The 14,577-nt window shown below is 64.7% G+C and carries 9 protein-coding genes; all 9 read left to right on the top strand.

Annotation, left to right across the window (positions count from 1 at the left end):
* Window positions 1–144: 144 nt before the first annotated feature.
* Window positions 145–609 (top strand): DUF1456 family protein, encoded by a 465-nt coding sequence (locus ACJ8HA_RS10800; RefSeq protein WP_004939471.1) that lies wholly within the window; start codon window positions 145–147, stop codon window positions 607–609.
* A gap of 177 nt (window positions 610–786) precedes the next feature.
* On the top strand, window positions 787–3,354 hold the full coding sequence (locus tag ACJ8HA_RS10795; RefSeq protein WP_442515333.1) for a putative mucin/carbohydrate-binding domain-containing protein: 2,568 nt from the start codon (window positions 787–789) through the stop codon (window positions 3,352–3,354).
* 223 nt (window positions 3,355–3,577) lie between these two features.
* Window positions 3,578–5,407, top strand: a complete 1,830-nt coding sequence (gene atzF, locus ACJ8HA_RS10790; RefSeq protein WP_442515332.1) for an allophanate hydrolase — start codon at window positions 3,578–3,580, stop codon at window positions 5,405–5,407.
* A gap of 2 nt (window positions 5,408–5,409) precedes the next feature.
* Window positions 5,410–9,030 (top strand): urea carboxylase, encoded by a 3,621-nt coding sequence (uca, locus tag ACJ8HA_RS10785; protein WP_442515331.1) that lies wholly within the window; start codon window positions 5,410–5,412, stop codon window positions 9,028–9,030.
* A gap of 14 nt (window positions 9,031–9,044) precedes the next feature.
* A complete protein-coding gene (locus ACJ8HA_RS10780; RefSeq protein ID WP_049208994.1) occupies window positions 9,045–9,755 on the top strand; it encodes a GntR family transcriptional regulator in 711 nt (236 codons plus the stop codon).
* 35 nt (window positions 9,756–9,790) lie between these two features.
* Window positions 9,791–11,059 (top strand): urea ABC transporter substrate-binding protein, encoded by a 1,269-nt coding sequence (gene urtA, locus ACJ8HA_RS10775; protein ID WP_049208925.1) that lies wholly within the window; start codon window positions 9,791–9,793, stop codon window positions 11,057–11,059.
* 56 nt (window positions 11,060–11,115) lie between these two features.
* Window positions 11,116–12,696, top strand: a complete 1,581-nt coding sequence (gene urtB / locus ACJ8HA_RS10770; protein WP_060447578.1) for an urea ABC transporter permease subunit UrtB — start codon at window positions 11,116–11,118, stop codon at window positions 12,694–12,696.
* Entirely contained in the window at window positions 12,696–13,772 is a 1,077-nt protein-coding gene (urtC, locus tag ACJ8HA_RS10765) for an urea ABC transporter permease subunit UrtC (RefSeq protein ID WP_442515330.1), read from the top strand. Before urtB ends, urtC begins: the two co-directional genes overlap by 1 nt.
* A complete protein-coding gene (gene urtD, locus ACJ8HA_RS10760; protein ID WP_015377102.1) occupies window positions 13,769–14,575 on the top strand; it encodes an urea ABC transporter ATP-binding protein UrtD in 807 nt (268 codons plus the stop codon). The genes urtC and urtD overlap by 4 nt, the downstream gene beginning before the upstream one ends.
* Window positions 14,576–14,577 lie beyond the last annotated feature (2 nt).

Genomic DNA, 14,577 nt, shown 5'->3' with positions numbered 1-14,577 from the left:
ATTTGCGCGCCCCGGTCACATAGTTAACTATGCTCCGGGGGCTTACAAATTTGCCGCCGCGATGCAACTCCAATTATTTTGGGTATGGGGCATTTTTTTACAATGCGCACGTCCCCGTTAGACAAGTAAAGGCAATGCAATCCCATGATGAACAACGACGTGCTGCGCAGCGTGCGCTATATGCTGAGCATTAACAACGCCAAAATGGTCGAGATTATCAAACTGGACGATTTCGAGGTGGCGGTGTCGGCGATGGACGCTTACGTGATCAAAGAAGGCGAGCCGGGCTACGAGAAGTGCCCTGACGAAGTGATGGCGCACTTCCTCAACGGCCTGGTGTTCTTCAAGCGCGGCAAGGACGACAAGTTCCCGGCGCCGGCGGTTGAACTGCCGATCACCAATAACCTGGTGCTGAAAAAGCTGCGCGTGGCGTTCGAGCTGAAAGACACCGACATGCATCAGATTTTCACCGCGGTGGACTTCCGCATCTCCAAGCCGGAGCTGAGTGCGCTGTTCCGCAAAGAGGGCACCAAGAACTACCGCCCGTGCGGCGATCAGATGCTGCGCTACTTCCTCAAAGGGCTGGCGCAGCGCGTTCGCGGCGAGTAACGCGCAGCGTTCACCGAACATCAGGCGCAATCGTAAGGTTGCGCCTTTTTTATTGCCGCTCTCCCGCTCGCCGTTGTTGTACTGGCCCTCAGCCACCCGTCATCGATGGAGGGCGTGCCGCCCGTCCGGTTACTTTTTCATGGTCAATTCAATCACCCAAACCATGAGGAAAGCAGGATGCCAACCATCACGAAAACCCAATCACTTTACACGTTGACCCGGCCAGTCTGGCTGGATGCGGCAGGCATGAGCAAAGGCATCGATCACGATCGCCAGCACCTGGGCGTCATTCTCGCCGCCGGGCAAGTGCTGCGAGTGCGCCAGACCAACGCGGCGTTTACCGGCAAGTTAACGCTGCGCTTGCTGAATGACGACAGCAAAACGGAGGCGGAATTCAGCGTCGGCGCGAGCTGGGTCGAGGCCCAGGTCAATGCCGTCTCGGTGCCGTTCATCGATACGCCGTATGGGCAGGGCGAGCCGGTGCTGGAGTTCGAGTACCCGGACACGGCGAAAGCGCTGCCGGTTTATCGCCGTGGCGAAAACGAAGCCGCATTCTTTGCCCGCTGGGACGATCGGGACGCCGAGTTTGCCCTGGTCGATGCGGAATACGCGGTGTTGCTGGTGCCGAAAATCAGTAAACCGGCGCTGAAGTCGCTGGGCGAAGCGAAAAACATCGACGGGCTGATCGCCTACTACGATCGCATTTTCACCTTCTACAATGCGCTGACCGGCGTCTCGTTCGAGGCTGAACACGAATCCGATCGCAATATTCGCAACCGCTACTTTATGAAAGCCGATAAGCACGGCTCCGGCGCCGCGTATTACGGCGGCCGCTGGACGGCGGAAACCAGCAGCTCGGTCAGCAGCTTCTGGCTGACGCCGAAAGACAGCAACTGGGGCAGCCTGCATGAGATCGCGCACGGCTATCAGGGGCACTTTATGGGCGACAAATATTTCTCCACCGGTGAGATGTGGAACAATATTTATGCCGCTTGCTATCAGGACGTGATGCTGGGGGAACGTAAATACCAGGAGGGGTGGCTGTATAACTACGGCAACGCGGCCGGCGTCGAGAAGAAAATCATCGATCTGATCGCTCAGGGCACGCCACTCAACCAGTGGGATCTGCGCTCCAAGCTGTTCTTCGCGATGCTGATGGTCGACAAGGCAGGCAAGAACGCCTTCACGCACTTTAATCAGCAGTATCGCCAAAGCTGCAACACGGCGGGTTTCGTGCCGTCGGAACATGCCTTGCTGGATCTGCTGTCGGCAAGCTTCGCCGCAGCCGGCGAGCAAATCGACGTGACGCCGTTCGTCGAGCTGACCGGCGGCGTGATCACCCAAGCGCAGCGCGACCGCAACGCGTTCAGCCACGCCAAGGCGGTGTATCCGCTGTATCAACTGGTGGACGCGCAGAGTCTGCCGGTGGTGCAGGCACAGCTGAAGCTGGATTCCTCGCTGCGGCTGGTCGACTCCTGTCAGCTCAAGGCCAGCGGACTGAAAGGCGACGTCACCCTGAGTCTGGATATCGATGACTTTGCGCAGATCTACGGTGAAGACCTGATTCTGATGGAAGGGGCGCGCTATGCCCACAAAGTCCGTATCGACACGCCGACCCTGGCGCTGACTGCGCTGCCGATCGGCGTGTATACCTTGCGGTTGCCGACCGGCAAAGATCGTAAATATCGGCCGACGGCGGGATACCTGACGGTGAAACAGGGGAAAAACGCGATGACGCTTCGCTTTGAGCGCAAAGCCGCTTCGCCGATCGTTTCGCAGGAGATCAATCTGTTGGGCCTGAGCGATGCGGTCTTCGCCACCGTGGTCGTCGATCGCGCCAAAGGGGCGGTGGTGGTTGACGTGACCAGCACCACGCCGCACGCCTACTTCCCCGGTGAAACCTATGCCCGGGTGACGTTGCGCGATCGGCAGGGTGCGGTGCGCTTCAGCAAAGAGATTCAGGGCACTCAGGCTACGTTGAGTCATGACGAGCTGCCGTTTGCCGAGGGTGATGACATCGAGATTTACCATGTGGAGCCGAGCCGGGTGCGTTTGAATCCGGCGGCGGCCGGCGTCATCGATAACAAAAACAAAACCAACGTGCTGCGTATCGAAACCAGCGGGCTGAAAAACCCGGCGTTGCCCGGCGATCCCGAGCAGGCGCTGCTGGCGCGCCTGGAACAGGCGGCGCAGCGTTTGCGTCGCCTGTTGCCGGCTTACTATGCGCCATCGTCGTCGTTCAAGGACGATATTTATCTGGCGATCGGCGCCTTTGCCGAGCCGCAGCGCGAGTCACTGTTGGCGACCTATCGGGATTGCCTGCCGGCCGACAATACGCCGCCGGGCGCTAACGTCGGCAATGCGTTTACCGTGGCGTGCAAAGGGATTGGCGATCGCCAGTTTCTGACCTGCGCCGTCGATCTGGTGAAGAAAACCGTGACCGTGACGCTGGCGGCGGGGATTGCTCACCACTACTTTACCGACAGCTACGCCTTCCTCAGCGTGACGGATGCGGACGGCAACGTCTTGCTCAGTTACGACGTCATCGGCAGCCAGAATCAATCGGCCAAAACCTGGGTGTTGCCGTTGTCAGGCTACGGCGGTGAAGTGATCCATCTGCGGCATGAAGAGCCGGACAACCGCCTGGCGATCGTCAACGAGATGCAGCATGTGCGGCTGGCGGAGAAGGGCAAGCAACAGACCTACTGCATTACGCCGGTCGGTTTGAAACGCATCAAGGATTGATCCCCATCGGCCTCCCGGGGCGGCAAGTATCGCCGCCCCGATTTTCCTCTGCATCATCCCCTTATTGCACTCTTTTTGTTCTCCCGCTGCGCGCCGCTGGTGCAGGCCGTTCACCTTCGTCGTCATAAGTTTTAATTATAATTTATTGAAATCATGAGATTAAAAATTGGCACGCCGGTTGCTCTGTTGAATCCCATCTTGTGTACCAGATGGAATTCAGTCGATGAGCGAATCTGTTGTAGCGTGCGGTTTTACCCTCAGTGAATGGCAACACCATTACCAAACCCGCCCGGCGGGCGAGCGCCTTGCCTGCGTCAGTGCGACGATCGAAACGTTGGTCGCCGGGCTGAGCCCAGACGATAACGCCTGGCTGTATCTCGCCACGCCGGCGCAGCGCGAGCAGCAGTATCGGCAGCTGGCGCAAAGGCTGGAAGCAGTCGCCGGCGATCTCACCCGCCTGCCGCTGTTCGGCGTGCCCTTCGCCATCAAAGACAATATCGACGTCGGCGGCTGGCCGACCAGCGCCGCCTGCCCGGCGTTCACCTATCAGGCCGCGGCGGACGCCACCGTGGTCGCCCACCTGCGCGCCGCCGGGGCGATCGCCCTCGGTAAAACCAACCTCGACCAGTTCGCTACCGGGTTGGTGGGCACTCGCTCACCGTATGGCGCGGTGGTCAACAGCTTCGACAGCCGCTACGTCAGCGGCGGTTCCAGCTCCGGCTCCGCCTCGGTGGTGGCGCGCGGCCTGGTGCCGTTCGCGCTGGGCACCGACACCGCCGGTTCGGGGCGCGTGCCCGCCGGGTTCAACAACATCGTCGGGCTGAAGCCGACCAAAGGGCGGTTGTCCAACCGCGGCGTGGTGCCGGCCTGCCGGTTGAACGATACGGTGTCGGTCTTCGCGCTGACCGTGGCCGATGCGGCGCAGGTGGCGGAGTTGGCGAGCGGCTTTGACGAAGCAGATCCGTATTCCCGCCCCGATCCGCATACCGCGCCGGCGGATATCTCCGCCGCGCCGCGTTTCGCCGTTCCCGCCCAGCTGGAGTTTTTCGGCGACGTTCAGGCCGAACGGGCGTTTCACCGTGCGCTGGCGCAGCTGCAGGCGGGCGGCGCCACGCTGGAACCCCTCGATTTCGCGCCGTTTCGCACTCTGGCGGAACAGCTGTATTACGGCCCCTGGGTGGCGGAGCGCACGGTAGCCATTGAGCAGGTGCTGGAAGCGAGCCCGCAGGCCATCGATCCGGTGGTGCGCGGCATCGTCGGCAACGGCCTCGGCTACAGCGCCTGCGACGCCTATAAGGCGGAATACCTGCGTGCCGAGCTGGCGCGGCAAATCGCCCAGCGGCTGGCGCCGTTCGACGCGCTGGTGGTGCCGACCGCGCCCACTATCCGCACCCTGGCGGAGATGGCGCAGGAGCCGGTGCTGTTCAACTCGCAATTCGGCACTTACACCAATTTCACCAACCTGGCCGATCTGAGCGCGCTGGCGCTGCCGGGGCCGCTGCGCGAAGACGGTCTACCGGCGGGCATCACCCTGATTGCGCCCGCCTGGCATGACCGGGCGTTGGCGGCGTTTGGCCTGCGCTGGCAACGGCAAAGCGCCTTGCCGCTCGGCGCTATCGGCCGGGCATTGCCGCCGCAGCCTGTGCCTGCGCCGTCCACAGGGCACGTGAGTCTGGCGGTAGTGGGCGCTCACCTTAGCGGCATGCCGCTCAACGTCCAGCTGACACAGCGCGACGCGGTGCAGGTGGAGCAAACCGCTACCGCCCCCTGCTATCGCCTGTATGCGCTGGCCGATACCGAGCCGCCGAAGCCGGGGCTGGCGCGCGCGGCGCAGGGGGCGGCGATCCGCGTTGAGCTGTGGGACATCCCGCTGGCCCGTTTCGGCGAGTTTGTGGCGGAAATCCCGGCGCCATTGGGCATCGGCACGCTGCTGCTGGCGGACGGCCGGCGGGTGAAGGGGTTTATCTGCGAAGCCTGGGCGCTGGAAGACGCGACGGATATCACTGAGTTTGGCGGCTGGCGCGACTATCTCGCCAGCGTTAAGGGGGCATGAACATGTTTACTACCGTACTGATCGCTAACCGCGGCGAAATCGCCTGCCGCGCCATTCGCACCCTGAAACGCCTGGGCGTAACCAGCGTGGCGGTCTATTCCGACGCCGACCGCAATGCGCCGCACGTCGCCGAGGCCGACAGGGCGGTGGCGCTTGGCTGCGACAAGGCCGCCGACAGCTACCTGCGCATCGACAAGATCCTCGCGGCGGCAGCGGCCACCGGCGCGCAGGCGATCTACCCCGGCTACGGCTTTTTGTCCGAGAGCGCCGAGTTTGCCGATGCCTGCGAAGCGGCGGGCATCGCCTTTATCGGCCCGACGGCGGCGCAGATCCGCGAGTTCGGCCTCAAGCACCGGGCGCGCGAGCTGGCGGCGTTGGCCGGGGTGCCGATGACGCCGGGCACCGGCTTGCTGGAGAGCGTTGAGCAGGCGGTCTCGGCCGCCGCGCGCATCGGCTACCCGGTGATGCTGAAAAGCACCGCCGGCGGCGGCGGCATCGGCCTGACGCGCTGTGACGACGAGGCGGCGCTGCGCGACGCGTACGACAGCGTCAAACGGCTGGGAGAGCAATTCTTCCGCGACGCCGGCGCCTTTATCGAACGCTTTGTCGATCGGGCGCGCCACGTCGAGGTGCAGATTTTCGGCGATGGCCAGGGGCGGGTGGCGGCGCTCGGCGAGCGCGACTGTTCGCTGCAGCGGCGCAACCAAAAGGTGGTGGAGGAAACGCCGGCGCCGCACCTGCCGGCGGCGACTCGCCAGGCGCTGCATCGGGCGGCGGTGGCGCTGGGCGAGTCGGTGAATTACCGCAGCGCCGGCACCGTAGAGTTTATCTATGACGCCGCGCGCGACGAGTTTTATTTCCTGGAAGTGAACACCCGCTTACAGGTCGAGCACCCGGTTACAGAAATGGTCACCGGCCTGGATCTGATCGCATGCATGCTGCAGGTGGCGGCGGGCGACGCGCTGGATTGGGCGGCGTTGCAGCGCGCGCCGCAGGGCGCGGCGATCGAAGTGCGCCTCTACGCCGAAGATCCGCTGAAAAACTTCCAGCCTAGCCCCGGCGTGCTGACCGAGGTGCATTTCCCTGACGACGTGCGCCTCGACGGTTGGGTGGCGACCGGCAGCGAAGTGTCGGCGTTTTACGACCCGATGATCGCCAAGCTGATCGTGCACGGCGCCGATCGGGCGCAGGCGCTGGAAAAATTGCGCGTGGCGCTGGCGGCGACCCGTTTGCACGGCATCGCCACCAACCTCGACTATCTGCGGCAGGTGATCGCCACGCCGCAATTTCAGTGCGGCGACGTCTGGACGCGCCTGCTGGACGATGTGCGTTTCCAGCCGCACTGCCTCGAAGTGCTGCAACCCGGCACCTACAGCAGCGTGCAGGATTATCCCGGCCGCCTCGGCTATTGGGACATCGGCGTGCCGCCGTCCGGCCCGATGGACGACTTCGCGTTTCGGCTGGCCAACCGCATCGTCGGCAACCACCCGGCGGCCGCCGGGTTGGAGTTTACCCTGCAGGGGCCGACGCTGCGCTTTCACTGCGACGCCACCCTCGCGCTGACGGGCGCGAGCTGCCCGGCCGCTCTGGACGGTGAAGCGGTTGCGTATTGGCGGCCGATCGCGGTGCGGGCCGGGCAGGTATTGACGCTGGGGCGCGCCACGCAAGGCTGCCGCACCTATCTGGCGGTACGTAACGGCTTTGACGTGCCGGTGTATCTCGGCAGCCGCTCCACCTTCGCGCTGGGCCAGTTCGGCGGCCACGCCGGGCGCACCTTGCGCGTGGCGGACATGTTGGCGATCGCCCAACCGGCGCTGGCGGCCAGCACTACGCCGGCGCCGATCGCCGCGCCGCAGGCGATGGACGACAGCCTGATCCCGCACTACGGCGACCAGTGGCACATCGGCGTGCTGTACGGGCCGCACGGCGCGCCGGACTTTTTCACCGCTGAATCGATAGAGGCCTTTTTTGCCACCGACTGGCAGGTGCATTACAACTCCAACCGCCTCGGGGTGCGCCTGGCGGGGCCAAAGCCCGAGTGGGCGCGGGAGGACGGCGGCGAGGCCGGTTTGCATCCTTCCAACGTGCACGATTGCGAGTACGCCATCGGCGCCATCAACTTCACCGGCGACTTCCCGGTGATCCTGACCCGCGACGGGCCCAGCCTTGGCGGCTTCGTCTGCCCGGTGACCATCGCCAAGGCCGAGCTGTGGAAAGTGGGGCAGGTGAAGCCGGGCGACCGCATCCGTTTCCATCCGATCGGCTTCCGGCAGGCGCAGTCGCTGGAGCAGGCGCAGCTCGGCAGCATCGAAGCGCTGGCGGCGGTGAAGGCCATCACCCTGCCGCCGCCGGATCTGGCCCCGGCGGAGACCGTTTCCGCCGCGGTGCTGGCGGCGCTGCCGGCGGCGGACGGGCGCCCGGCGGTGGCGTATCGCCAGGCGGGGGACGGCTACATCCTGATGGAGTACGGCGACAACGTGCTCGATCTGGCGCTGCGGCTGCGCATTCATCTGCTGATGCAGTCGCTGCGGGAGGAGGTGATACCGGGCGTGGCGGAGCTGGCGCCGGGCGTGCGTTCACTGCAGATCCGCTACGACAGCCGGCAGATTAGCCAGGCCGACTTGCTGCAGCGCCTGCTGGCGCGTGAACGGGCGCTGGGGGACGTCAGCCGCCTGAAGGTGCCGACGCGCACCGTGTGGCTGCCGATGGCGTTCGAAGATTCGGCCACGCTGGGGGCGGTGGATCGCTATCAACAGACGGTGCGCGCCTCGGCGCCCTGGCTGCCGAACAACGTCGATTTCATTCAGCGCATCAATGGCCTGAGCCGACGCGAGCAGGTGCGCGACATTCTGTTCGACGCCAGCTACCTGATCCTCGGGCTGGGCGACGTCTACCTCGGCGCGCCCTGCGCGGTGCCGCTCGATCCGCGCCATCGCCTGCTGAGCTCCAAATATAACCCGGCGCGCACCCACACCGCCGAAGGGACGGTCGGCATCGGCGGCATGTACATGTGCATCTACGGCATGGACTCGCCGGGCGGTTACCAGCTGGTGGGGCGCACGCTGCCGATCTGGAACAAGTTTCTCAAAAACCCGCAGTTCACCGCCGGTGAACCCTGGCTGCTGCGCTTCTTCGATCAGGTGCGCTTCTATCCGGTCAGCGAGCAAGAGTTGGACGAGCAGCGCGAAGCGTTCCGTGAAGGGCGCATGCAGGTGCGCATCGAAGAGAGCGAGTTCGACTTCGCCGCCTACACCCGTTTCCTGGCCGACAACGCCGGGGCGATCGCCGACTTCCAGCATCGCCAGCAGCAGGCGTTCAGCGCCGAAGTGGCGCGCTGGCGCAGCGATGACGACGAGGCCGAGGCGCAGCTGTTGCCGCCGGAGGAAGAAGACGCCATCGACGGCGATTTGGTCAGCGCCGATCTGAACGGCAGCGTGTGGAAGATCCTGGTGGAACCGGGGCAGGCGGTGGCGGCCGGGCAGCCGCTGATCGTGGTCGAGGCGATGAAAATGGAGCTGGCGGTCACCGCGCCGCGCGCCGGGGTCGTTAAACGCATCAGCTGCCGGCAGGGGCGGCCGGTCGGGCCGGGCGACGCCCTGCTGTGGCTGGAAAAAGCGGTCTGAACGGAGGGGCTATGATGCAAATCACCAACGGAGAGCACAAGGCGCGTCCGGAAGGGCTGGCGGAGCGCATTTATCTGCAGCTCAAGGCCGACATCTTCGAGTTTCGCCTGCTGCCGGGCGATCGCTTCAGCGAAAGCGACGTGGCGCAGCGCATGGCGGCCAGCCGCACGCCGGTGCGTCAGGCGCTGTTTCGGCTGGAGCGCGAAGGCTATGTCGAGGTGCTGTTTCGCAGCGGCTGGCAGGTGCGGCCGTTCGACTTCGCCTACTTCGAAGAGCTGTATGACCTGCGCATCGTGCTGGAACAAGAGGCGGTGAAACGGCTGTGCGAACGCCCGGCCGGGGAAACGCCGGACGCGCTGGCGGCGCTGAGCCGTTTTTGGACCGAAGCGCCGCGCCTGGCGGACGGCAAGGCGGTGTCGCAGCACGATGAGCAGTTTCATCAGGCGTTGGTGGCCGCGGCGGGCAACGGTGAAATGGCGCGCATCCACCGCGAGCTGACCGAAAAGATCCGCATCATTCGCCGGCTGGATTTCACCCAGCAGGCGCGGGTGGACGCCACCTACCGCGAGCACGCCGCCATTTTGCAGGCGATCCTGCAGCGGCAAAGTGAGGAGGCGCAAACGCTGCTCGGCGAGCACATCGCCGTCAGCAAGGCAGAAGTGCGAAAAATAACGCTGCACATGTTGCACCAGGCGCGGGCTCAGCAGCCTGCGCGCTCGGCGTAACGATTTTGATTTCACACACATCAGGAGTTTGAACTATGCAACGTCGTCGTTTTATCAAAGCTTTTGCGCTGTCCGCCGCCGCTGTCGGCATGGGCCTGGCCTGGAGCGCGCAGGCCGCCGACACCATCAAGGTCGGTATTCTGAGTTCGCTCTCTGGCACCATGGCGATTTCCGAGACGCCGCTCAAGGATGTGGCGCTGATGACCATCGACGAGATCAACGCCAAAGGTGGGGTGCTCGGCAAAAAGCTGGAGCCGGTGGTGGTAGATCCGGCCTCCAACTGGCCGCTGTTCGCCGAAAAGGCGCGCCAGCTGCTGAGCCAGGACAAGGTGGCGGCGGTGTTCGGCTGCTGGACTTCGGTGTCGCGCAAGTCGGTGCTGCCGGTGTTTGAGGAGCTGAACGGACTGTTGTTCTATCCGGTGCAATACGAAGGCGAAGAGATGTCGCCGAACGTGTTCTACACCGGCGCGGCGCCGAACCAGCAGGCGATCCCGGCAGTGGAATACCTGCTGAGCGAGGACGGCGGCGGCGCCAAGCGCTTCTTCCTGTTGGGCACCGATTACGTCTATCCGCGCACCACCAACAAGATCCTGCGTGCCTTCCTGCACAGTAAAGGCGTGCAGGACAAGGATATCGAAGAGGTCTATACGCCGTTCGGCTACAGCGATTACCAGACCATCGTCGCCAACATCAAGAAGTTCGCCGCCGGCGGCAATACCGCGGTGATCTCCACCATCAACGGCGATTCCAACGTGCCGTTCTACAAAGAACTCGCCAACCAGGGCGTCAAGGCCACGGACGTGCCGGTGATCGCCTTCTCGGTCGGCGAGGAGGAGCTGCGCGGCATCGACACCAAACCGCTGGTGGGCAACCTGGCGGCCTGGAACTACTTCGAATCGCTGGATAACCCGACCAACAAACAGTTTGTCAGCCAGTGGAAAGCCTACGCCAAGGCGCACAATCTGCCGAATTACGCCACTGCGGTGACCAACGATCCGATGGAGGCCACCTACGTCGGCCTCCACATGTGGGCGCAGGCGGTGGAAAAGGCCGGCACCACCGACGTCGATAAGGTGCGCGCGGCGATGGCTGGGCAAACCTTCGCCGCGCCGTCGGGCTTCACGCTGACCATGGACAAGACCAATCACCACCTGCACAAGCCGGTGATGATCGGCGAGATCGAGGGCAACGGCCAGTTCAACGTGGTGTGGCAGACCGAGGCGCCGGTGCGCGCGCAGCCGTGGAGTCCGTATATTGCCGGCAACGACAAAAAACCGGATTACCCGGTGAAAGGCGGCAAGTAACGTCACTCAGCGCCGGCGCGGCTCGACGCGCGCCGGCCCAACAGAAGAGGCAGCTGATGCAATCTCCGTTTTTATCCTCTCTGCGCGCCGGGCTGTGGCTGTTGTGCGCCTGGCCCCTGCTGGCGCAGGCCGGGCCGGCCGATGAGTTCGCGGCGGCCACTCGCGCGCAGCAGGCTAAACTGCTGCAGGCGTGGGCGGCCGAGCCGGACGCCGCGCGCCTGCCGTTGCTGCAGGGGCTGCAGCAGGAAACCGTGGCGATCGACGGGGCGAAACGCGCCTTTATCCGCCAGGGCGACCGCTATCTGCCGCTTGAAGGTGAGGCGGCCCCGGTTGGCGAGCCGAAGAAGGTGTGGCTGAACAACCGGCTACGCATTCTGATCGCCAACGCATTGTCGGCGCAGCGGTTGGTCAGCGCGGACGCGGCGGTGCGGCTGCAGGCGGCGACCGCGCTGCAGCGCGAGGCGCAGGGCGAGCAGTTGCCGCTGTTGACCCGGCGGCTGGCGCAGGAGAAAGACCCGCAGGTACGCGACGCGCTGAGCATTGCGCTGGCGAACCTGCAATTGGCCGACGCCAGCCCGCAGGTGCGTTTCAATGCGGTGCGGCTGCTGGGGGAATCGGGCGAGCCGGAAACCCGCGCGCGGCTGCAAGCCTTGACCGACGCGGCCAATGAGCCGGACGCCGCGGTGCGCGCCGAGGCGCAGCGCAGCCTGCAGCGCGTGCAGCACCGCCTGATGATCGGCGATCTGCTCGGCCAGGCGTTCAGCGGCCTGTCGCTCGGCTCGATCCTGCTGTTGGCGGCGCTTGGTCTGGCGATCACCTACGGCCTGCTCGGCGTCATCAATATGGCGCACGGCGAAATGCTGATGCTCGGCGCCTATTCCGCCTATCTGGTGCAGGGGTTGTTTCAGCAATTTGCGCCGCAGTGGCTGGCGCTCTACCCGCTGGCGGCGCTGCCGGTGGCGTTCGCCATCACCGCCGGGATCGGCATGCTGCTGGAGCGCACGGTGATCCGCCACCTGTACGGCCGGCCGCTGGAAACCCTGCTGGCCACCTGGGGCATCAGCCTGGTGCTGATCCAACTGGTGCGGGTGCTGTTCGGCGCGCAGAACGTCGAGGTCGCCAACCCGGCGTGGCTGTCGGGCGGCGTGCAGCTGTTGCCGAACCTGGTGTTGCCGTGGAACCGTATCGCGGTGATCGCGTTCGTGCTGCTGGTGCTGGCGTTGACCTGGCTGCTGCTGAACAAAACCCGGCTCGGCATGAACGTGCGCGCGGTGACGCAAAACCGCGCGATGGCGGCCTGCTGCGGCGTGCCCACCGGGCGGGTGGACATGCTGGCCTTCGGGTTGGGATCCGGCATCGCCGGGCTTGGCGGGGTGGCGCTGTCGCAGTTGGGCAACGTCGGGCCGGAGCTGGGGCAAGGTTACATTATCGACTCGTTCCTGGTGGTGGTGCTCGGCGGCGTCGGCCAGCTGGCGGGGACGGTGGCGGCGGCCTTCGGCCTCGGCATCGTCAACAAGATCCTCGAGCCGCAGATCGGCGCCGTGTTGGGCAAGATCCTGATCCTGGTGCTGATCGTTCTGTTTATTCAAAAGCGTCCGCAGGGGCTGTTCGCCCTTAAGGGCAGGGTGATTGACTGATGAGCCAACCATTGACCGTAACCGGCGTGCAGAAAGCGCCCCGGCTGGCGTTGAGCATCGGCGGGCTGGCGTTGCTGGCGCTGCTGGTCATGCCGTTCATGACGTTGTTGCCGGCGGATCATCCGCTGGCGGTGTCCACCTATACCCTGACGCTGGCGGGCAAGATCCTGTGCTACGCGGTGGTGGCGGTGGCGCTCGATCTGGTGTGGGGCTATGCCGGGCTGCTGTCGCTCGGCCACGGGCTGTTCTTCGCGCTCGGCGGCTACGCCATGGGCATGTACCTGATGCGGCAGGCGGCGGGCGACGGGCTGCCGGCGTTTATGGCGTTCCTCTCCTGGAACGAGCTGCCGTGGTTCTGGAGCGGCACCCAGCATTTCGCCTGGGCGCTGTGCCTGATCGTGCTGGTGCCGGGCCTGTTGGCTTTCCTGTTCGGCTACTTCGCCTTTCGCTCGAAAATCAAAGGGGTGTACTTCTCGATCATGACCCAGGCGCTGACCTATGCCGGCATGCTGCTGTTCTTTCGCAACGAGACCGGTTTCGGCGGCAATAACGGCTTTACCGGTTTCACCACGCTGCTCGGCTTTCCCATCACCGCCGCCGGCACGCGGGTGGCGCTGTTCCTGGCGACGGTGCTGCTGCTGGCCGCCAGCCTGGCCATCGGCTTTGCGCTGGCGCGCAGCAAGTTCGGCCGGGTGCTGACCGCGGTGCGCGATGCGGAAAACCGCCTGACCTTCTGCGGCTACGATCCGAAGGGCTTCAAGCTGTTCGTCTGGACGCTGTCGGCGGTGCTGTGCGGGCTGGCCGGCGCGCTCTATGTGCCGCAGGTCGGCATCATCAACCCCGGCGAAATGTCGCCGACCAACTCGATCGAGGCCGCCATTTGGGTCGCCCTCGGCGGGCGCGGCACCCTGGTGGGGTCGCTGCTCGGCGCCGGCATCGTCAACGGCGCCAAGAGCTGGTTCACCATGGCCATTCCTGAATACTGGCAGTTTTTCCTCGGCCTGATGTTTATCGTCGTCACGCTGTTTCTCCCGAAAGGAGTGATTGGCCTGCTGCGGCGGAGGAAAAGCTCATGAAGGCGATGCAAGTGACCGACGAACTGTTTACCCATCCGCTGCCGGCGGACAAATACCGGCAGCAAACCGATCCGGTGCTGCAGCTCGACAACGTCAACGTCAGCTTCGACGGTTTTCGCGCGCTGACCGATCTGTCGCTGCGCATTGGCGTCGGCGAACTGCGCTGCGTGATCGGCCCCAACGGCGCCGGCAAGACCACGCTGATGGATGTGATCACCGGCAAAACCCGGCCGGACAGCGGCAGGGTGTTTTACGATCAGACCGTCGATCTGACCCGGCTGGCGCCGATGCAGATCGCCCACGCCGGCATCGGCCGCAAGTTTCAAAAACCGACGGTGTTCGAGGCGCTGACGGTGTTCGAAAATCTGGAGATCGCCCAGAAAACCCGTAAGTCGGTGTGGGCCTGCCTGCGCGCCCGCCTAAGCAGCGAGCAGCGCGACCGCATCGACGAGATGCTGAAGACCCTGCGGCTGGGGCATGAGCGCCACCGGCCCGCCGGGCTGCTGTCCCACGGGCAGAAACAGTTTCTCGAGATCGGCATGCTGCTGGTGCAGGAGCCGCACCTGCTGCTGCTCGACGAGCCGGCGGCCGGCATGACCGACGCCGAAACCGACTACACCGCCGAACTGTTCCGCGAGCTGGCGGGCAAGCATTCGCTGATGGTGGTGGAGCACGACATGGGGTTTGTGGAAACCATTGCCGATCGCGTGACGGTGCTGCATCAGGGGCAGGTGCTGGCGGAAGGATCGCTGGCGCAGGTGCAGGCCGATGAACGGGTGATTGAGGTATATCTGGGGCGCTGAGG

The organism is Serratia sp. CY33802 (genome assembly GCF_052169095.1).
Taxonomy (GTDB): Bacteria; Pseudomonadota; Gammaproteobacteria; order Enterobacterales; family Enterobacteriaceae; genus Serratia; species Serratia bockelmannii.
This window is presented reverse-complemented; position numbering and strand designations above follow the sequence as displayed.